This is a genomic window from Cochlodiniinecator piscidefendens, from assembly GCF_011326755.1.
Classification (GTDB): Bacteria; Pseudomonadota; Alphaproteobacteria; order Rhodobacterales; family Rhodobacteraceae; genus Cochlodiniinecator; species Cochlodiniinecator piscidefendens.
The window spans coordinates 403,296-422,540 of record NZ_JAAOIE010000001.1 but is presented as its reverse complement, the minus strand read 5'-3'; the positions used below and the strand labels follow the sequence as shown (position 1 = coordinate 422,540).

The window sequence follows — 19,245 nt, the reverse complement described above, 5'->3', positions numbered from 1 at the left end:
TATGAAAGAGCTACTATGCAAGATATAGAGTTAAAAGTCAGGGAAATCATCGCAGAACAGGCTGTTCTCGCGGTGGAGGATGTGAACCCAGACAGCACGCTCGAAAGCCTTGGTATTGACAGTCTTGGTTTGGTCGAGAGCATTTTTGCAATCGAAGAAACTTTCGATATTCAGGTGCCTTTTAATGCAAATGCTCCAACGGAAAGCGACTTTGACATATCGTCAGTCGCCAGCATTACCGCTGCGATCAAGGCTCTTATCGCGGGCCAGGAAAAATGATGGAGCAGCGCCGCGTTGTAATCACGGGGCAGGGGACGATTAACCCGCTTGGGCAATCTGTTGCCCAAACCTATGACGCGATGCGCGAAGGTAAATGCGGAATTGGTCCATTAGAGTTTCAAGATGTTGACCGCCTCAGCATACGGATTGGCGGCCAGATCAAAGATTACTCAGCGGAAGCGCATTTTAATCGACAACAGATTGCATTGTACGACCGCTATACGCAGTTTACTTTGTTGGCGTCTCGCGAAGCCATTGCCCAATCAGGGTTGGTTTTCCATGGTGCATTATCACAGCGTGCAGGCGTTGTTTTGGGGACATCTGGCGGCGGGATGACCACGCTCGATGATAACTACCGCACGGTTTACGAAGAAGGAAAAAACCGGGTTCACCCATTTGTTGTCCCAAAGCTGATGAATAATGCGGCGGCTAGCCATGTATCGATGGAAAATAACCTAAAGGGACCGAGCTTTACTGTTGCGACGGCGTGTGCATCGTCCAACCACGCAATGGGGCAAGCGTTTCAAATGGTGCGCAGCGGTATGTCCGATGTGATGATCACCGGTGGTTCAGAGTCGATGTTGTGTTTTGGTGGGATTAAGGCGTGGGAAGGTCTGCGTGTGATGTCAAAATCGGCCTGTCGTCCCTTTTCGGCCGATCGCAATGGCATGGTACAAGGCGAGGGGGCTGGTGTTTTTGTTTTTGAAGAATACGAACATGCCCGAGCACGTGGTGCCGAAATTATAGCTGAGATCATTGGCTTTGCAATGACATCCGACGCAGCAGACATTGTGATGCCATCAAAGCAGGGCGCCGCCCGTGCAATCGCAGGCGCGATGACCGATGCCCAAATTAATCCCGAAGATGTCTGTTATATCAATGCCCACGGAACAGGAACCACAGCCAATGATAAAACAGAGTGTGCTGCTGTTGCGGATGTTTTTGGTCATCACGCTAACGATTTGATGATGTCGAGCACAAAATCAATGCATGGCCATCTGATAGGCGGCACTGGTGCAGTGGAACTTTTGGCATGTACTTTGGCGCTCACCCAAGGTGTCGTCGCACCAACGATTGGGTACACAGAAGCAGATCCCGAATGCGCGTTGGATGTTGTTCCAAATGAAGCCCGGGATGCTGACGTCAACATTGCGCTATCTAATGCCTTTGCATTTGGTGGGCTGAATGCAGTGCTGGCCTTGCGGAAAGTATAAACAAAAAATGCCGCCTATAAGGCGGCATTTCAGAAAACCAAGTGATTTGATTTAGTTCGCGAGGGTGTCAAAGCCTGCAGTAAACCCTGTAAGAGACATGGTAATATTAACACGGTCCTCAGGAGCCAAAGCAGGTACGATTGTCACGACCGCGCCATTGCCGCGTTTGAATGCTGCAATATCATCCGCAGTAAACCCGATGCGCGCGTAGCATCCTTCGGTATCGCATGTGGTGAAATCGTACAAACGTGCTTGGCCACCATCAATGGAAACGCGCAATTGTTCGGTCAGAAGTGTAAGTAACGGAACCGCGATGGTTGCGCCTGCGACCACTTGGGTGCCATCAGGTAAGCGCAAAATGTTAACTTCCGCAATTGGAACCGCTTCGCCTTCGCTGCCTTCTGGCGCAGGTGTCATCAGTGTTTGGTAAATCTGGCACGGCTCATTTGTGCTATCTTCCGTCTTTACACAGCGCACTTGCCAGTCGCCATGAACTTCACGGAGATACAGCTGCCCAACTTCAATTTCAGGAACTTCCGCTTCGCCAAGGTCAAATGCTTCAGCAGAAGGAACAACAGTTGTGGTCTCTTCTGTTGTTGTGTCGTCCTGCGCCAGACCTTGAGTTGCAGCAACGAGAAACCCCAATAAGGCGGCATTTTTAATGAAATTCGTCATTTTTATCCATCATTCCATAGTTTGAAGATGATTTAGCACGGGAAAATCCCTATGTCAGTCCCGAAAATCGATTTGAAAAATGCTACCAAGCCAAGAGCCGCCGATGAAGCCTAGCATAAATAAAAAGGACCGCAGCAAGTGCGATCCTTTTTATTTTTCTCCCCGTCGGACTGGCCGACTTAATTATTGAACAAAAGCTACGTTCTTTGCACACGACGGTCAACAGTGAAAAACATGAATTTTCTGAGACCAGGCCAAAAAAAACCGCACCTAAAGGTGCGGCCAGTCTAACAGGGAGGAAGTTATTCGACGCAAACCAAACGCACGCCGAATAAGGTTATGGTGGCATATAAGAGTTAAAATTGTATTTTGAGATCAAAGTTTAAACAATAATAAGGGAATCATGCCTGTGAGTGAGCAAATTTTTGTAGGAGGCGGCGGGCAAGATTATGCGTCGGCACAGGAGCTGCTGCTGAAGTATGCTAACCGCCACGGGCTTATTGCTGGGGCAACTGGCACGGGAAAAACTGTCACCTTACAAATCCTCGCTGAGAGCTTTTCGTCTCAGGGTGTCCCGGTGTTTTTGTCCGATGTGAAAGGTGACTTATCTGGCTTGGCCGCTGCTGGGCATGATGGTTTTAAACTTCATGATGCCTTTATGAGCCGGGCCCAAACGATCGGATTTTCTGATTACACTTATGATGCCTTTCCGGTGACATTTTGGGATTTGTTCGGCGAACAGGGGCATCCGGTGCGCACGACTATTACCGAAATGGGACCACTGTTGGTGTCGCGTTTGCTAGAGCTGTCTGATGCGCAAGAAGGTGTTTTAAACATTGCCTTTAGGGTCGCCGACGAACAATCCTTACCATTGCTGGATCTTAAGGATCTGCGCGCACTTTTGGTCTGGGTGGGCCAAAATGCAAAAGACCTTTCGATGCGATACGGCTTGGTGTCACCGCAGTCTATAGGCGCGATCCAACGTCGATTGCTTGTCCTGGAAAACCAGGGTGGCGCGATGTTGTTCGGTGAGCCAGCCCTCGCGCTTTCGGATATGATGTTGCATGATGCTGATGGGCGTGGGCGGATTAATATCCTAGCAGCAGACAAACTGATGGGCGCCCCACGTTTGTATGCGACATTTCTACTTTGGTTGCTGTCTGAGCTGTTCGAAGAACTCCCCGAAGTTGGTGACTCTGATAAGCCAAAAATGGTGTTCTTTTTTGATGAGGCTCATTTGTTGTTTGACGATGCACCCAAAGTGCTTGTCGATAAGGTCGAGCAAGTGGCGCGGCTGATCCGGTCTAAAGGTGTGGGTGTCTATTTTATCACCCAGAACCCGGCGGATGTACCGGACGATATTCTTGGGCAGTTGGGCAATCGTATTCAACATGCCTTGCGCGCCTTTACGGCGAAAGATCGTAGAATGTTGCGCATGGCAGCCGAGACCTACCGTGACAATCCGCGTTTTGATACCGAAGAAGCCATTCGTGAGGTCGGCGTTGGCGAGGCTGTTACGTCCTTTTTAGAACGTAAAGGTGCGCCGGGTGTTGTTGAACGCACCCTCATACGTCCGCCGTCATCGCAATTGGGCCCCCTCGACACTACAAAGCGTAAAGAGGTGATTGCCGCTTCGCCGCTGGCTGGGAAATATGAGGCAGAGGTTGATCGAGAATCTGCATATGAAATCTTGCAGAAACGCGCTGACGTCGCGGCACAGGAAGCTGAGAAAGCTGAAAAACGCGAAGAAGAGGCTGATACCGCTGAACGGGAATATCGTGCTGGCCGTCGATACTCCGGATCACGAGTCGGACGTTCGACGTCCCGCCGCACCCGAAAAACCGAAAGTTGGGGCGAAGCGATCGGAAATGTTGTGATCAAAGAACTTAAGGGAACAACAGGCCGCCGTATCGTACGCGGTATCTTTGGCAGCCTGTTTCGTGGTCGTTAGTGTAAGAGTGGACGAATGCGTAGGGCAGTAATGCGATTGTCCTGCCGTTCGATGACGTCGAAACGAAAGCCGTGAAAACTAAACATTTGTCCGGCGCTGGGGATCATCTGAGCCTCGTGTAGAACCAGTCCGGCAATGGTGTTTGCCTCGTCATCGGGTAAGTTCCAATCCATTTCACGATTAAGGTCGCGGATGGTCATCGCGCCATCAATTTCAACGGAACCGTCGTCATTTCGAGTGACTTGAAATTCACCTTTATCATCGAATTCATCGGTGATCTCGCCAACAATTTCCTCGAGAATATCTTCGAGCGTTAACAATCCTTGCAGTGATCCATATTCATCGACAACCAATGCAAAGTGACTGTGCGCTCGTAGAAAATTACGCAACTGGTCATCAAGCGTTGTGGTTTCGGGCACAAAATAGGGGTCTTTGGCGACATCGGTTATTTGAAAGTTATCTACAGATGCACCTTCGATCCGAATTTGGGTGTTCATAGCGCGCAGTAGATCTTTGGCGTGGATTACACCAATGATGTTTTCAGGATCATCCCGATAAACAGGAAGGCGGGTGTGCTGGCTTGCTAAGCATTGTGCCAGAACGTCTTCGGGTGCGTCGTCTGCATCGATCATTTCAATTTTTGATCTGTGCAGCATGATTTCTTCGACCGCACGATCACCAAGATCCAGCGCGCCTAAAATACGATCGCGGTCTTCTTTCTCAACGATGCCTTCTGAATGGCCGAGGGTAATTGCGCCAGCGATCTCTTCGCGCATCGCTAATATTGGGCTGTCTGGATCGGTCTTTACCCCAAAGAGGCTTAGAACCATGCGGACAAACAATCGGATCGCCTGAACAATCGGAGATAAAACAAGAATGAGCCATCGAATAATGGGCGAAACACGCGCTGCCGCAGTTTCAGGATCGATGATTGCATATGTTTTCGGTAGAACCTCGGCGAAGACCAATACCAGAAATGTCATGACCAACGTCGCAAAGACAACGCCGCTTTCGCCGAATAGGTCAGTGAATAAGGCCGTGGCCAGTGAGGCCGCCAAGATATTTACGAGGTTATTCCCAAGCAAGACAGCCCCGATAAGGCGTTCACTGTCCTCAGTGACATCCAAAGCTTGTTGCGCACCTGCGGACCCTTTATCGGCTTGAGCTCGCAGTTTTCCACGTGATGCAGCGGTAAGGGCGGTTTCGGAGCCCGAAAAAAAGGCAGAGAGCATTAGCAAAGCAGCGATTGCGCCAGCAACAATCCAGAGAGCGGTGTCCATGTGAACCTCAGGTTTAGGAATGTCCCTGTTATGGGCGGGAGACGGGTCGCTTTCAAGTATTGGCTGAAATACGAGTTGGAAAAATGTAGGGTAAAACGATCACTGCATTGGATATTGAGTACGTTAACCTTAATGTTTGCGAATTTGGTCGCAGGATGACGCCGGATCTACAAGATCTAGGAGCAAAACAGTCCCATTCACTAGGAAACGAATCTCGTGGCTGATTTTTGCCAGTTTTGGGGGGCGGATTCGAAGTGTATCGCAAAAGGAAATTTGGGTTTTGGTAATGCACGTTAAAATTGTTTGTGGATAACTTTTGTGGAAAGAGGTTAACTATAATTTAATTAATGCTGAAGCATCACCTCAGCTAATTTTGATAAGCTTGCCAATAAAAACAATAATCTGGGTTTTGGCTCCTCTAACTGAGTGGCTGTCAGATCAGAAAGAAAATGTAATTCCGGCGATGTGAACAAAATCTATCGTGGATAAGTTAAAGAAATCCATTGACCCATTAGGGGGTGCTACGCCACTTTGTAGGGGCTAGGTCGAATGCCACAAAATATAGTGGTAAAGTAGCCGATGCAGGGACAGTTAGCTTAACACTTCTCCAAGCGAGAACGCTTTGACACGTGTATTTACGTGAACGGGTAAAGTGTGCCGAATTGTACCTTTTTGATGACAACACATGTGGATCAAGGCAGGCACGGATGAAAATAGAACGCAAATTTACGGAAACGGGTCGCGATGTTTATGCAGAGCTGGGGTTCACCAAAACCACCTCTGAAATCCGAAACCCTGACGGTACGATTGTGTTCCGCCTTGATGATCTAGAAGTTCCAGAAAGCTGGAGTCAGGTTGCATCAGATGTTATTGCACAGAAATACTTCCGTAAAGCTGGCGTTCCGGCCCGGTTGAAGAAAGTGAAAGAAGAAGGCGTTCCTGAGTTTTTGTGGCGTTCCGTCGCTGATGAAAAACTATTAGCTAAATTACCGGAAGAGGAACGTTATTCTGGTGAAACTTCCGCCAAACAGGTTTTTGATCGTCTTGCAGGTGCTTGGGCTTACTGGGGCTGGAAGGGCGGCTATTTCAGTTTAGAAGACGATGCGCGTACTTACTTTGATGAGTTGCGCTTTATGCTTGCCACGCAACGCACAGCACCGAATTCACCGCAGTGGTTTAACACGGGGTTGCATTGGGCTTATGGGATAGATGGACCAGGGCAGGGTCATTATTATGTTGATTATAAATCGGGCAAATTGACCCGATCAAAGTCAGCGTATGAACATCCTCAACCACATGCCTGTTTTATCCAATCGGTGTCAGATGATTTGGTGTCTGATGGTGGCATTATGGATCTGTGGGTGCGCGAGGCACGTCTCTTTAAATATGGATCTGGTACCGGTACGAACTTTTCCAGCCTGCGTGCGGCGGATGAGGCGCTGTCCGGTGGTGGTAAATCATCTGGTCTTATGGGGTTCCTGAAGATCGGAGACCGTGCCGCAGGTGCGATTAAATCTGGCGGTACAACCCGCCGGGCCGCAAAGATGGTGATTTGCGATGTGGATCACCCGGATGTCGAAGAATTCATCAATTGGAAGGTCGTCGAAGAGCAAAAAGTAGCGAGCATCGTTGCAGGCTCTAAGATGCATGAAGAAAAGCTAAACGAAATTTTTGCAGCGATCCGAAGCTGGGACGGGGCGGAAGAGGCTGCAACCGACCCCAAAACCAACGATGGATTGAAGACAGCGATCCGGTCAGCGAAAAAAGTTAAGATACCAGAGACCTACATTAACCGTGTTTTGCAGTACGCACGCCAAGGCTACACCTCTATTGAATTCCCATCATATGATACGGATTGGGATTCCGAGGCGTATTCGTCGGTGTCTGGGCAGAACTCCAATAACTCTATTCGTGTGACGGATGCGTTTTTACAAGCTGTCAAAGATGATGCTGATTGGGCGTTGATCCGTCGTACCGATGGCAAGGTGTCAAAAACCATTAAAGCGCGTGATCTATGGGAACAGATCGGACATGCCGCTTGGGCGTGTGCTGATCCGGGCATTCAGTTCCATGATACTGTTAATGCGTGGCATACATGTCCGCAGGATGGTGAAATTCGCGGCTCAAATCCGTGTTCAGAATACATGTTCTTGGATGATACAGCGTGTAATCTCGCGTCGATAAACTTGCTGAACTTCTATAAGAATGAAGAGTTCCAAGTCGAAGACTTCATGCACACTGTTCGTTTGTGGACTGTGACGCTGGAAATTTCAGTGACGATGGCACAGTTCCCATCAAAGGAAATTGCGCAACGCTCCTATGATTATCGCACGCTTGGTTTAGGTTATGCCAATATCGGCGGATTGCTGATGAATATGGGCATGGGATACGACAGTGCCGATGGGCGCGCAATGTGCGGCGCACTTACGGCAGTTATGACCGGGGTTGCCTATGCGACATCTGCTGAAATGGCGGGGGAACTGGGTGCATTTTCGGGGTACGAACGCAATTCTGCCGACATGCTGCGCGTGATGCGTAACCACCGCAATGCGGCCTATGGCCGGAGCGATGGTTATGAAGGCCTTAGCGTTAAACCTGTCCCGCTTGATTTGCGAAATTGCCCGGATGAGCGCCTGATCGCGATTGCACAGTCTTCTTGGGACGAAGCGATAGCATTGGGTGAGCAAAACGGGTTTAGAAATGCGCAAACCACAGTAATTGCACCAACGGGTACAATTGGTCTGGTGATGGACTGTGATACCACAGGGATTGAGCCTGATTTTGCGCTCGTGAAATTCAAAAAACTTGCGGGTGGTGGGTATTTCAAGATCATCAATCGGTCTGTGCCTGCTGCGCTGGAAACTTTGGGGTACGGTCCAGCGCAGATCGAAGAGATCATTAGCTATGCAGTGGGCCATGGGACCATCGGTAACGCGCCGGGGATCAATCACACATCATTGATTGGCCATGGCTTTGGAACCAATGAGATCGAAAAGATCGAGGCAGCACTGCCGTCAGCCTTTGACATCCGATTTGTGTTTAATCAATGGACGCTGGGAAGCGAATTCTGCACCAATGTACTAGGTATCCCGTCCGAGAAACTAAATGACCCGAGCTTTGATTTACTGCGTCATCTTGGGTTTACCCGCGCAGATATCGAAGCGGCCAATGATCACGTTTGTGGAACGATGACATTAGAAGATGCCCCGCATCTGAAGGAAGAACATTATAGCGTTTTTGACTGCGCCAACAGCTGCGGTAAAAAGGGCAAACGCTATCTGTCCGTTGATAGCCACATTCATATGATGGCCGCTGCGCAGAGTTTCATTTCTGGTGCGATTTCCAAAACCATTAATATGCCAAATGATGCATCCATTGAGGAATGCCAACGGGCCTATGAGCTCAGTTGGTCGTTGGGGACAAAGGCAAATGCACTTTACCGCGATGGATCAAAACTGAGTCAACCGCTGGCCTCCGCTTTGGTAGAAGATGACGAAGAGGCCGAAGAGGTATTGGCCGAAGGATCAAACCACGAAAAAGCGCAGGTTCTGGCAGAGAAAATCGTTGAGAAGATCGTGATCAAAGAGGTCATGAAATCCCACCGTGAAAAAATGCCGGAACGGCGCAAAGGCTACACGCAAAAAGCTGTCGTCGGGGGACACAAGGTGTATCTGCGCACGGGCGAATATGTCGATGGTAAGCTAGGTGAAATCTTCATTGATATGCACAAAGAGGGCGCCGGCTTTCGCGCAATGATGAACAACTTTGCGATCGCGGTTTCAGTTGGGCTTCAATACGGCGTTCCGCTCGAAGAATTTGTTGATGCGTTCACATTCACAAAATTCGAACCTGCCGGCATGGTTCAAGGCAACGACAGCATTAAAAATGCGACGTCGATCCTTGATTACATCTTCCGTGAGTTGGCAGTGAGTTATCTGGATCGCACCGACCTCGCCCATGTGAAACCCGAAGGCGCGAGCTTTGATGATCTCGGCAAAGGGCAGGATGAAGGCCTATCCAACATTCGAGAGCTTAGCGCAGAGTCGACTTCTAAATCTTTGGAAGTACTGAAACAAATTAGCTCGACCGGATATCTTCGCAAACGCGTTCCACAGGATTTGGTTGTGCTACAGGGAGGCGTTCCTGTGGGCGGTGATGATCCCGTTGCTGCACTGCAAACTTTGGTTCCGGAAGTGGCTGTTGCTGTCACCAGTGAACCCGCCACTGGGATTGTTGCATTTGATCATCGGGCAAAAGCAAAGCTTCAGGGGTATGAAGGCGACCCATGTGGAGATTGCGGGAACTACACGCTCGTACGCAATGGAACCTGTATGAAATGTAACACCTGTGGGGGGACCTCAGGCTGTTCTTGAGGGAGTTTGCTAAGAGTATCTACCCGCTGTCGGAAATCGTAATTTTTTACGAAATTTCGAAATTCGTCGAAAAATAAATGATGAAATTCTAATGTATGGACCAGAGGTGTTTTAGTTAAAGTGTAGCGAAAACAATAACTAAGAGTGTTTTTTTGTGAAGGTGGGGACTTGAGCTGCTCTCAATCCTCTTCAATTTCGATCAACACGGAGCAGGTGCGCTTGCTCCATGACAATGACTGAGCCGCAGGCATAAAACAAATGAGCGGTAAACAAATGAGTTCAGTCATTGAAACCTCGGGGTGCCCTTGTGGCGCCCCTCTTTTTTTGCCACCCTCGAAGACATGAGATTGAAGAACACAGTTTCTTTACATTCAGAAGAGACAATGGCGTCATTTGCTTCGAGTTTTGCCTTCGTCAATGGTGTTCCAATTGTTGCAGATCTGGTGTTGGACGCAGAAGTAACGATGGCGCAATTCCTAAAGGGAGAGTGCAAGGCATTTGAGGCGTTGGAAAGGATTTCCGGTGTAGCGGCTGATGATCTGATGCAGCAGGCCTTTATGCTGGTAGAGCCGCATGTTTATGAAACCTTTGGCCCCAGAATAGGCCAACAACATCTTCCGCGGGGAGAAAGCCGAATTTGTTCGGCTTGCTTTCGTCAGGACACCCGGTCACAGTTAACATCCGACGCAATGGTACTAAGTAATGGCGGGGCTGCGATCGCTTGAAGATGAGAATGGCAAGCTGAAGAAGCTATTGGCCGAGCAGATGTTGGACAACGCGATGCTGCGAGACATCAATTCAAAAAAGTGGTGACGCCTGTTGGCAAGCGGAAAGCAGTGGCGCATCTGATGGAGCAACATCAGGTCAGCCAGCCGTTGCTGGCAGGCGAATGCAAGGCATTCTGCCGAGAGGGGGCGGGCGTGCGATGTGTTGCAAGTTGATCGGTCATCAGTGCGATATCTATCGCGATGTGGCGATGATGCTGATTTAAGAAATGCTATCAAATGCGTTTCGAGGGAACGGAAGCGGCTTGGTTACCGTCGTGTCCACGTGATGATTGCGCGGGAGGGATTTGCCGAGAACTGTCACCCGGCAGTGCATGTTTACATGCATGAGAGGGCACAAGAAGGTCAGGCGGATTTATACGAAAGAGAAGCTTCAGGTGCGCAGCAGGGGCGGCAGGAAACGCGCATTGGGCACAAGGAAGCCGATGGTATCGCCAGACGGCCCAAATCAGCGCCCCCTCTCGGTGCGCAAGCATCACCTGTCGGTCAACGGGAAGTTTGGACTTCGTGTCCGACGCACTGACCGACTGTCGCAGATTTCGCATCGTGGCAGTCATTGATGACTTCAGTCGTGAGAACTTGGTTCAGATGGCTGATACGTCGCTGTCTGGCCACCGCGTTGCACGCGAACTGAACCTGGTCATCGCTGACCGCGGCATGCCAAAGGCGATAGTATCAACAACGGCACTGAGTTCACCAGCATGGCGATCCTCAAATGGGTTCAGGAAAACGGCATCGATTGGCATTACATCGCGCCTGGAAAGCCCCAGCAGAACAGTTTCATTGAAAGCTTCAATGGCAAATTGCGAGACGAATGCCCGGTCAACAAAACAAGGGTTTAAATATGAAAACTGTAGTTGTCTGCTCCGGCGGATTAGATTCTGTGTCACTTGCCCATTTACTGGCAGATCAGGGTGACCTTTCCCCGGCTTGTGTCGTTTGACTATGGCCAGCGTCATCGCAAAGAATTGGACTATGCCGCAGCCTGTGCGACACGTCTGAACGTTCCCCATCATATCATCGATATGCGTCCTATCGGAGCGGAATTGTCAGGTTCAGCTTTGACCGATGATATCGACGTTCCCGATGGCCACTATGCCGAGGAAACGATGAAGGTAACGGTGGTTCCCAATCGCAATGCCATTATGCTTACGATTGCCTATGGTGTGGCCGCAGCCAATGGAGATGACGCCGTCGCAACGGCGGTCCATGGTGGCGACCATTTTATCTATCCAGATTGCCGTCCCAGCTTTACCGACACATTCGACAAGATGCAGCGTGAGGCTCTTGATGGATACGCCAATGTAAGTTTGGTGACACCTTTTGTGCATAAATCCAAAGCTGACATTGTCATTGCAGGTGCCGACGCGAACACACCGTTTGAACAAACTTGGTCATGTTATAAAGGTGGCGTTCATCAATGTGGCCGCTGCGGTACTTGTGTAGAGCGGCGTGAAGCCTTTTATTTGGCTGGAGTTAATGATCCTACAATATACGAAGATCCAGATTTTTGGCGTGTAGCAACCGACACAAAGGAAATTACGTAATGTACCGTATTTCCAAGGAATTTCACTTTTCTGCATCACATCAATTGGTACATCTTCCAGCGGATCATCAATGCGCGCGCATGCATGGCCACAATTATATTGTTGTTGTTGAACTTGCATCTAATACTTTAAATGATGATGGGTTCGTACGGGATTATCACGAACTTGCTCCGCCTAAATCTTATATCGATGACAGCTTTGATCACCGTCATCTGAATGACGTGCTGGACGGCCCTTCGACGGCTGAAAACATGGCTCGTCATTTTTACGAATGGTGTGCGGCACGATGGCCTGAAACAACTTCAGTGAAGATTTCGGAAACCCCAAAAACTTGGGCAGAATACCGTCCATGACTTTTGCGCATCGCCGAAATTTTTGGCCCCACTATTCAGGGTGAGGGCGCTTTGATTGGGGAACCAACTGTGTTTGTTCGCTCCGGCGGATGTGACTATCGGTGTTCGTAGTGTGATAGTTTGCACGCCGTCGATAGCGCAAACCGTCATAGTTGGGCCAAAATGACCGCCGAAGAGGTGTTTGCAGAGGTTGAAACTCTTTCTGGTGGGCACCCCATAACGGTTTCCATATCAGGTGGGAATCCCGCCATTCAGGATTTTACCAATGTCATTCAGCTAGGGCAGGGCAAAGGGTATCGTTTTGCCTGCGAAACTCAAGGATCAGTTTCCAAAGATTGGTTTAGCGCGCTCGATACGCTTGTCCTGAGTCCTAAGCCTCCGTCAAGTGGTGAAGCCGTGGATTGGTCCATCTTTGCAAAATGCGTTGTCTCGGCTGGCTCTAAAACCCAGACCGTGATGAAAATCGTGATTTTTGACGATATTGATTATCAATGGGCCAAAACAGCTGCAAAGCGTCACCCAGAACTGCAACTTTATCTACAGCCGGGAAACCCCGAAGTAGACCCCGACATTCCCGTTGATCTGGACACAAACACCAATCGCCTACTTTGGCTTATTGAAAAGGTGACAGGCGACAGATGGTTCACCCCCCGCGTTTTGCCCCAACTGCATGTGTTGGTTTGGGGCAATAAACGTGGCGTTTAGTTAGGAGTTCAGTCATGACTGACAGTATTTACAGTGATCTCAAACAATTGGGCGGCGCGACCGTTATGCCCGAAAGCCCTGAGAAGGCAGAACTCGAACGCGTTTCCAACCCGCAATCTGATACCGCTTATAATGTTAGGTTCACTGCACCAGAATTTACGTCGCTCTGCCCTATGACAGGGCAGCCGGATTTTGCGCATATCGTCATTGATTATGTACCGGGTGCATGGTTGATCGAAAGCAAATCTCTAAAGTTGTTTCTGGGATCTTTCCGCAATCACGGTGCATTTCACGAAGATTGTACAGTTTCCATTGCTCGCCGGCTTGTTGAATTTTTAGATCCCCAATGGTTGCGCATCGGCGGATACTGGTACCCACGCGGAGGCATTCCAATCGATGTATTTTGGCAATCTGGCCAAATGCCTGAGGATGTATGGATTCCTGATCAAGGTGTCCCACCTTACCGCGGGCGCGGCTAAGATAACTCTTCCGTAATGGTGTGCGGGCGATTTGTTCAACATCCGTCCAAAGGCCTTCAGGCTATTTTCAAGGCATCCCGGAGAGCCGCATAGTAATCCTTTTATCGGGGCGTTTCTTTTTTCCAAATTAAGCACGATTGTGCGGGCAAAACTTCAAATACATTGATGATGTAATTCGTATTCGAATTTTTTCATTTCCACGAAAAATCCGCTTGCCGTTCCAATTCACTGTGGCTATACCACGCGCAGTATTCCGGCGTAGCTCAGCGGTAGAGCAGTTGACTGTTAATCAATTGGTCGTAGGTTCGATCCCTACCGCCGGAGCCAATTTCCATCTAAGGAGTTGGAAATAAATGACAAAGTGCTCCATCTTGGGGCGCTTTTGTCGTTCTGGGCACATTCTCTGTCACATCCGATTACACAAACCCCATGCGGGAGTCGGAGCATTGAGAAGACCAACACCATGCCTGCATCTGGAGCGCAGACCATCGTCGTTTTACTGGCGGCGGCGCGTCCCAGAAATTTTTTCAAAAACGCCTCAAACCGGTTTTTCGTATTTTCCTTGAAGACCGATGTGGTTCGTGAGGCCGAGGTGCTGGCCCGCCGTTTGACGTGGCTCAGCTCCCTTGCCTTCGACTATTCGAGAGGCGTTGCGAACATGGAAACAGGTCTGATGGAGCGGGTTTTGACCGAACTGCTGCGATTTGAAATCGCAGCATCGGACCACGCACGCGCCATTGCACCTGAACGCACCCGTGAAGAAGCGCAGATGGCTGCCGAGCGAGAGCTGGTCTTGCAAGACACGCTGCGTGAAGCACTGCTTTTGCGCAACCGTGAGGTGGCACGAGCGCCTGTGCACGCTGCCGCGGCGCGTCTCGGTGTAAACATCAATGAAAATGAGGAAAATTGGATGGTTATTGCTTATGAGGCGACACGTGTTTTGCTGGACCTGAGTGTTGAGCGGTCACAGCGCGATCAGGGTGTTTTCTCTGCACCCAGCCGTTTCTTTGAGGCGGCAATGAAGGCTGACGCTGCGCCCTCAAAGCCTACCTATCGTGCAGAACCTGCGGCTATTGCGGTTCACGCAGCGCCCGTTGCTCAGTTGGTTATTGAGCCTGCGACCGCAACCACTTCTGTGCCTGTCAACGCGCCACTGAACGCGTCTGAACCGATCCAATCTTCGCCCCCGAAGGCAACGAAAAAGGCGTCAGTCAAGCTGTCGGAAGCATATGAAAAATACTGTGAGGCACGTTTGGCGGGTAAAGAGGGCAAGCGACGGAAGAGCTTGCAGTCAAAGCCAAGGGCGAGTCTAGGGAACGGAACTCGTTTTCAAATCTGAAAGCCAATGCGAAGTTGATGATCGACGTCATTGGCGACAAACAGCTATGCGATCTGACGAAGGTAGATTTCATCGGCGCGTTTTCGATCATCCAAAGGGTTTCAGCGAACCACGGCAAATCCTCCAAGGAAAAGAGAACAATCCGTGAAATCGTTGACGCGACGGACTTTGACGAGCAGAAAAACAAGGCACGTGTTCATGCGCAGTTGAAGAAGGCTGGCGCAAGTCAGGGCAATATCGAAGTGGCTGAGCATCAGGAAAATATTGCACGGCTGCGCGTGAACACGGTCTATCGACATATGCAGGACACCCAGCGTGTGCTGCGCTACATGGAGACCCTTGGCTACCTCTCTGAAAATTTCATGGAAAATGTGATGTGGTCCAAGCGAGAACTGGAACGTCTCGAGATCCTTCAAGAAGACAATAGCCGTAAGATCTGGGGGGATGAGCTGCCGAAGCTGTTCCGAACTCCGGTTTTCCAAGGACAGATTGCTGACGTCGGCGATCCCATGTTCTGGGCACCGATCATTGCTGTGTTGCACGGGCTGCGCGAAGAAGAGGTGCTGCAACTTAGCCTTGATGATATTCGGGTGGAAAACGGCATCGACTATTTTGACATTAAAGTCGGCGCACGCTGGCAGCGTTTGAAATCCAAAGCCGCGACGCGTCGTTTATCTCTCCATACCAGTCTGATTGCCCTTGGTTTCCTTGATCTGGTGGCTATGCGGCGGCGCGAAGGTGAGGATCGGCTATTTCCGCACCTGACGCGTGGTAAAACCGAAAAACCCTGTCTGAGAACTTCACCAAAGATTTCACACGCTTCCGCAAGACCAACGATGTCTATGAAAAGCGCATCGACTTCCACAGTTTCCGCACGCAGTTCAATGTCGAACAGATCAAGGCCCGCACCGATAGTGAGTTGCGCCATATTCTCATGGGGCACGAGATGGAGACGGTGAACCTCAAGCACTACGGAGGCGATGGCCATGATCTCGAATATCTGCACGAGATTGTGCAGCGCGTGGACATCGACATTTCGATGATCCAAAGCGCCTTTGCCCATGGCAAGAAGGCGAAAGTGTCTGACTTGGAGGCAACGAGAAAAGGCTTGCGTGTGGTGTGATCTGCTAACCTTCCTTTGCACAGGAAATTTGAGCGGTAGCCACTTGAAAACAGGTGGTGAGTTTGGGCAGACGGGGCAACCTGTTTGCCTTAATCACATCAAGGCACTGTCATTTCCCGATTTCTGGATTTCTATGTTTCGCCATTTCCGCGTGGGTATTTCTTCGCGCAATCAGTCTCTTAATGGTTCAAAATTGTCACGCATGCAGGCTTTGCGTAGGATCTGGCGACTTACGACATCACTTTTGCAGGTGTTTTCGCAGAGACGGCGACCGCACCTGCATATGCGCAGAAAATCTTTACCGGAATCTTTTTGCCCGAAAGGCCGCGTTCCCATGTTCCGCCTACCAAGAAAGGAACATGAAAATGCACTACAATCACACCAAATTTCGTATCTCTGCCTATGTGGCTGAGTTCATCAAAATGGCAGGGTTCTCAGCCGCCACAGCCAAGCTTTTCCTCGCATTGATCTTCTTGCAAGATCAAACCGAAGAAGGCTGGCCCGTGTTCGAAGGCGACGAAGGGCCACAGGACCACTTTGTCTTGGTTGCAGAACTCCGCGAGCTGGGGTTTCCATCCAAAACCGGATCAAGCCGCTTTCTGCGTAAACCTGTTGCCGAGCTGGTCGCCATTCCCGGGATCTTCGACCATCTCGAAATTGCGCCAAATGGTCGTTATCTGACGTGGCGGTTTTCGGACAACTTTTTCGATGTGATGGCAGACATGGACGTCTACCGTTCGGGCACAGGATAGCTCACGCACTCTGCATAAACTGGTGCAGGCCGCGAACAGCGCATTGGAAACTGGCGGCTAACCAGCGCTACCACGAAAGCCTGAACAACGTCACACCTGCAGACGTGTACTTCGGGCGAAACAAAGAAATTCTAAGAGAACAGGAAAAGATCAAAACGCAGGCAATCCGACAACGCCGCTTGCAACATCAAAAACAAGCCACATAATCAATCACACAAACGAACCAGAGCCTACGATACTCAAGCACTCCGATGTCCAACTTTATATGACTACGAACAATTCGTAATGTCGCTTAGCATCGGGCCGTCTCAGTCCCGTAGCCTTTCTGCTTCATAGCAAACATTGCTTGAGAGAAATAGGAACTAAACCGCGAAAAGTCCACGTCTATGAAGAAGAGGATCAGAGGATAATCGCTGGGCCAAAATCAACGCTCGATCAATGTAATCCTTGGTCAAGTAGCTCACGCACCCAAGACGATTACCTGTTTCAAAACTATTGGATCCAATAAGCTCACGACGACAGGGTTTTGAAACAATTGTATTTGATATTCAAAAGGAGGGCCTGAGTATTGCCTTTTGCATTGGAGAGTCAATTCTTACCAAATAACGAAAAGGGGATATTTCCAATGTTTTGTCGTTATCCGCTGCCATCAAAGCTATCGGATTTTTGGCAAACACGGCTTCGCAAAGGTCGCTACCTGCCCAAAGCGTTCTTACCCGTAAAAGCAATGTAGTCGTTATATGGATTTACCTTTTGAATTTGATCGTAAAATATGCGCCATCTGAATAGGGGATGTTGAAGATTTTACCATGGTGAGCCGCAATGATGTTGCGCGCGATTGAAAGGCCCATACCGGTGCCGCCGTCTTCGCGTTTCGTCGTGAAGAATGGGTCGAAAATTCGATCTGCATTCCCATGTGAAACACCATATCCATTGTCGATGATACACACACGAATTTCATCAGTTAATTCTTCGGCACGCAGCAGTATTTGAGACGCTCCATGTTCTGCAGCGTTTTGGATGAGTTGTCGTAAGACTATGTTCAGCCCATCGCAAGAGAGAGGAATTTTTATATGCGCGCCGTCGAGCGATAGAGACACGGTTCCACCGATATCTCTGGGTAAGTCGGCCAAAGAGCAGATGCCAATATACCGCGTCTCGCGGGCTTGGGCGACCGCGCGTAAAGCGTTGAGTTGAGATTGGATTTGGTTTTGCGCCCCATCAATTTCGCGCGCGATCCGTAAATCTTCTGCACTCAATTTGCCGCCATCTTCTAGAAGCTCAACTGCAGCTTTGATCGCGGCCACTGGGGTCTTTATCTCATGGGTGACGTGGTCGGTAAAACTACGGATTGTCATTTCTCTATCGCGTAAAGTCTCTGCCATTTCGATGATGTTTTGCGAAGTTTGGTGCAATTCGTGGGTTCCAAAATGTGCCGGAACTTCAGCATCTGATGTGCTGTCAAAACTGACTGCTGCCGCATAGCGTTGCAAGGCAAGAATCGGACGCAAAAGTAGGCGAAGTAAAAGCCATCCAAGCAATGATGTGGCCGCAGTAATAATCAAACCCAATACAATTGCCGCATTTCGGAATCCAATTTCAGGACCAAGATATCGTAAAGCAACAATTCCAGCGAGCGATAGGGCCAAAGTACCGGCAAGCCCACCAGCTAGAACAAGAATAAGTGAAGGACGCCACGACCGCATCATATAACTTCCTTCATGCGGATGCCCACACCATGCACTGTTTCAATGGCATTTGGGTCGCCATTTTCGGCCAGTTTCTGACGGAGATTGCGCATATGGCTATCCAAGGTGCGGTCTGAAACCTGGCTGTGTCTACCCCATACGGCTTCGATAAGCTGGGATCGTGTTCGGATGTTTTGGGGGTTCTGTAACAGATGTTCAAGGACGCGAAATTCTGTTGCTGTAAGGGCAATGCTCACCCCTTTCAATCGGCACACATGGGCTAAACAATCCAGTTCTAACAGGCCATGACGTAAAATATTGAACCCGGGGGTAGGGCGGCTTCGTTTTAAAATAGCTTTGATGCGTGCTACTAATTCACGGGGACTAAACGGTTTCACAACATAATCATCCGCGCCCAATTCAAGACCTATCACCCGATCAATTTCGTCATCGCGGGCGGTCAGGAATACAATAGGTATCTCGGAGTGCGCGCGGATGCGCCTGCACACCTCAAAGCCATCCATTTCAGGCAAGCCTACATCAAGCACAATCAAATCAGGGGAGTCTCGCAAGATTGATACAAGTGCTTGATTGCCATCCGCCACGTTCAAAACCTGATATCCCGCCCGTTCAAGCGACAGCCCAACCAAATCACGCAATCGAGGGTCATCATCAACGAGCAGAATTTTCATGTCACAATTC

The 19,245-nt window shown here is 49.7% G+C and carries 16 protein-coding genes, 1 tRNA gene and 4 pseudogenes; 16 read left to right on the top strand and 5 right to left on the bottom strand.

The window, feature by feature from the left end; translation table 11 throughout:
* Nucleotides 1-15 precede the first annotated feature (15 nt).
* Both G9C99_RS02160 and G9C99_RS02155 read left to right on the top strand, forming a co-directional pair.
* Nucleotides 16-279, top strand: coding sequence for an acyl carrier protein (locus G9C99_RS02160; protein WP_166415803.1), 264 nt, complete (start codon nucleotides 16-18; stop codon nucleotides 277-279).
* A complete protein-coding gene (locus tag G9C99_RS02155) occupies nucleotides 279-1,493 on the top strand; it encodes a beta-ketoacyl-[acyl-carrier-protein] synthase family protein (protein ID WP_166416283.1) in 1,215 nt (404 codons plus the stop codon). The genes G9C99_RS02160 and G9C99_RS02155 overlap by 1 nt, the downstream gene beginning before the upstream one ends.
* Nucleotides 1,494-1,544: 51 nt before the next feature.
* Here G9C99_RS02155 and G9C99_RS02150 read toward each other — a convergent pair whose 3' ends face one another.
* A complete protein-coding gene (locus tag G9C99_RS02150) occupies nucleotides 1,545-2,168 on the bottom strand; it encodes an invasion associated locus B family protein (RefSeq protein WP_166415802.1) in 624 nt (207 codons plus the stop codon).
* 403 nt (nucleotides 2,169-2,571) lie between these two features.
* On the opposite strand from G9C99_RS02150, the gene G9C99_RS02145 reads away from it, so the two are divergent.
* The gene (locus G9C99_RS02145; RefSeq protein ID WP_168713233.1) at nucleotides 2,572-4,119 is read left to right on the top strand and encodes a helicase HerA-like domain-containing protein; all 1,548 of its coding nucleotides are present in this window, start codon (nucleotides 2,572-2,574) and stop codon (nucleotides 4,117-4,119) included.
* On the opposite strand, the gene G9C99_RS02140 is transcribed toward G9C99_RS02145, so the two are convergent.
* On the bottom strand, nucleotides 4,116-5,399 hold the full coding sequence (locus tag G9C99_RS02140; protein ID WP_166415800.1) for an HlyC/CorC family transporter: 1,284 nt from the start codon (nucleotides 5,397-5,399) through the stop codon (nucleotides 4,116-4,118). The genes G9C99_RS02145 and G9C99_RS02140 overlap by 4 nt on opposite strands.
* 707 nt (nucleotides 5,400-6,106) lie before the next feature.
* On the opposite strand from G9C99_RS02140, the gene G9C99_RS02135 reads away from it, so the two are divergent.
* The 13 genes and pseudogenes from G9C99_RS02135 to G9C99_RS18385 form a co-directional block, all read left to right on the top strand.
* Nucleotides 6,107-9,772 carry a vitamin B12-dependent ribonucleotide reductase gene (locus tag G9C99_RS02135; protein ID WP_166415799.1) on the top strand — a complete coding sequence of 1,222 codons (3,666 nt, stop codon included), beginning with the start codon at nucleotides 6,107-6,109 and terminating at the stop codon, nucleotides 9,770-9,772.
* A gap of 383 nt (nucleotides 9,773-10,155) precedes the next feature.
* A complete protein-coding gene (locus tag G9C99_RS02130; protein WP_166415798.1) occupies nucleotides 10,156-10,497 on the top strand; it encodes a hypothetical protein in 342 nt (113 codons plus the stop codon).
* A 307-nt stretch (nucleotides 10,498-10,804) separates the two neighbouring features.
* Nucleotides 10,805-11,372, top strand: a pseudogene (locus tag G9C99_RS18675) (DDE-type integrase/transposase/recombinase); the annotation flags it as partial.
* A 29-nt stretch (nucleotides 11,373-11,401) separates the two neighbouring features.
* Nucleotides 11,402-12,104, top strand: a pseudogene (gene queC, locus G9C99_RS02110) (7-cyano-7-deazaguanine synthase QueC).
* Nucleotides 12,104-12,457 carry a 6-carboxytetrahydropterin synthase QueD gene (queD, locus tag G9C99_RS02105; RefSeq protein WP_166415796.1) on the top strand — a complete coding sequence of 118 codons (354 nt, stop codon included), beginning with the start codon at nucleotides 12,104-12,106 and terminating at the stop codon, nucleotides 12,455-12,457. Before queC ends, queD begins: the two are co-directional and overlap by 1 nt.
* Before the next feature lie 3 nt (nucleotides 12,458-12,460).
* Nucleotides 12,461-13,162 (top strand): annotated as a pseudogene (gene queE, locus G9C99_RS02100) (7-carboxy-7-deazaguanine synthase QueE).
* A gap of 14 nt (nucleotides 13,163-13,176) precedes the next feature.
* Nucleotides 13,177-13,641, top strand: a complete 465-nt coding sequence (queF, locus tag G9C99_RS02095) for a preQ(1) synthase (protein WP_166415795.1) — start codon at nucleotides 13,177-13,179, stop codon at nucleotides 13,639-13,641.
* A gap of 252 nt (nucleotides 13,642-13,893) precedes the next feature.
* A tRNA-Asn gene (locus G9C99_RS02090) sits at nucleotides 13,894-13,968 on the top strand.
* Nucleotides 13,969-14,104: 136 nt separating this feature from the next.
* The gene (locus G9C99_RS02085) at nucleotides 14,105-14,980 is read left to right on the top strand and encodes a hypothetical protein (protein ID WP_166415794.1); all 876 of its coding nucleotides are present in this window, start codon (nucleotides 14,105-14,107) and stop codon (nucleotides 14,978-14,980) included.
* A gap of 17 nt (nucleotides 14,981-14,997) precedes the next feature.
* Nucleotides 14,998-15,939, top strand: a complete 942-nt coding sequence (locus tag G9C99_RS02080) for a site-specific integrase (RefSeq protein ID WP_166415793.1) — start codon at nucleotides 14,998-15,000, stop codon at nucleotides 15,937-15,939.
* Entirely contained in the window at nucleotides 15,927-16,103 is a 177-nt protein-coding gene (locus tag G9C99_RS02075; protein ID WP_166415792.1) for a hypothetical protein, read from the top strand. The genes G9C99_RS02080 and G9C99_RS02075 overlap by 13 nt, the downstream gene beginning before the upstream one ends.
* Nucleotides 16,104-16,462: 359 nt before the next feature.
* Nucleotides 16,463-16,855, top strand: a complete 393-nt coding sequence (locus tag G9C99_RS02070; protein ID WP_205859812.1) for a hypothetical protein — start codon at nucleotides 16,463-16,465, stop codon at nucleotides 16,853-16,855.
* A 59-nt stretch (nucleotides 16,856-16,914) separates the two neighbouring features.
* Nucleotides 16,915-17,061: pseudogene (locus G9C99_RS18385) on the top strand (IS3 family transposase); the annotation flags it as partial.
* Between the two features lie 156 nt (nucleotides 17,062-17,217).
* Here G9C99_RS18385 and G9C99_RS18670 read toward each other — a convergent pair.
* The 3 genes from G9C99_RS18670 to G9C99_RS02060 all read right to left on the bottom strand — a co-directional run bounded on the left by G9C99_RS18670 (nucleotide 17,218) and on the right by G9C99_RS02060 (nucleotide 19,235).
* Nucleotides 17,218-17,361 carry a DUF6990 domain-containing protein gene (locus G9C99_RS18670; protein WP_407925999.1) on the bottom strand — a complete coding sequence of 48 codons (144 nt, stop codon included), beginning with the start codon at nucleotides 17,359-17,361 and terminating at the stop codon, nucleotides 17,218-17,220.
* Nucleotides 17,362-17,601: 240 nt separating this feature from the next.
* Nucleotides 17,602-18,564, bottom strand: coding sequence for a sensor histidine kinase (locus tag G9C99_RS02065; protein ID WP_166415790.1), 963 nt, complete (start codon nucleotides 18,562-18,564; stop codon nucleotides 17,602-17,604).
* Nucleotides 18,561-19,235 carry a response regulator transcription factor gene (locus G9C99_RS02060; protein ID WP_166415789.1) on the bottom strand — a complete coding sequence of 225 codons (675 nt, stop codon included), beginning with the start codon at nucleotides 19,233-19,235 and terminating at the stop codon, nucleotides 18,561-18,563. Before G9C99_RS02060 ends, G9C99_RS02065 begins: the two co-directional genes overlap by 4 nt.
* Between the last annotated feature and the right edge of the window lie 10 nt (nucleotides 19,236-19,245).

Excerpts from the sequence above, each read along its gene's own strand:
- G9C99_RS02070 (WP_205859812.1), top strand. The coding sequence starts at position 16,463 with ATGAAAATGCACTACAATCACACCAAATTTCGTATCTCTGCCTATGTG.
- G9C99_RS02060 (WP_166415789.1), bottom strand. The coding sequence starts at position 19,235 with ATGAAAATTCTGCTCGTTGATGATGACCCTCGATTGCGTGATTTGGTT.
- G9C99_RS02150 (WP_166415802.1), bottom strand. The coding sequence starts at position 2,168 with ATGACGAATTTCATTAAAAATGCCGCCTTATTGGGGTTTCTCGTTGCT.
- G9C99_RS02135 (WP_166415799.1), top strand. The coding sequence starts at position 6,107 with ATGAAAATAGAACGCAAATTTACGGAAACGGGTCGCGATGTTTATGCA.
- G9C99_RS02065 (WP_166415790.1), bottom strand. The coding sequence starts at position 18,564 with ATGATGCGGTCGTGGCGTCCTTCACTTATTCTTGTTCTAGCTGGTGGG.
- G9C99_RS02130 (WP_166415798.1), top strand. The coding sequence starts at position 10,156 with ATGGCGTCATTTGCTTCGAGTTTTGCCTTCGTCAATGGTGTTCCAATT.
- G9C99_RS02075 (WP_166415792.1), top strand. The coding sequence starts at position 15,927 with ATGGAGACGGTGAACCTCAAGCACTACGGAGGCGATGGCCATGATCTC.
- G9C99_RS02160 (WP_166415803.1), top strand. The coding sequence starts at position 16 with ATGCAAGATATAGAGTTAAAAGTCAGGGAAATCATCGCAGAACAGGCT.
- G9C99_RS02155 (WP_166416283.1), top strand. The coding sequence starts at position 279 with ATGGAGCAGCGCCGCGTTGTAATCACGGGGCAGGGGACGATTAACCCG.
- G9C99_RS02145 (WP_168713233.1), top strand. The coding sequence starts at position 2,572 with ATGCCTGTGAGTGAGCAAATTTTTGTAGGAGGCGGCGGGCAAGATTAT.
- G9C99_RS02140 (WP_166415800.1), bottom strand. The coding sequence starts at position 5,399 with ATGGACACCGCTCTCTGGATTGTTGCTGGCGCAATCGCTGCTTTGCTA.
- G9C99_RS02080 (WP_166415793.1), top strand. The coding sequence starts at position 14,998 with ATGATCGACGTCATTGGCGACAAACAGCTATGCGATCTGACGAAGGTA.
- queF (WP_166415795.1), top strand. The coding sequence starts at position 13,177 with ATGACTGACAGTATTTACAGTGATCTCAAACAATTGGGCGGCGCGACC.
- G9C99_RS02085 (WP_166415794.1), top strand. The coding sequence starts at position 14,105 with ATGCCTGCATCTGGAGCGCAGACCATCGTCGTTTTACTGGCGGCGGCG.
- queD (WP_166415796.1), top strand. The coding sequence starts at position 12,104 with ATGTACCGTATTTCCAAGGAATTTCACTTTTCTGCATCACATCAATTG.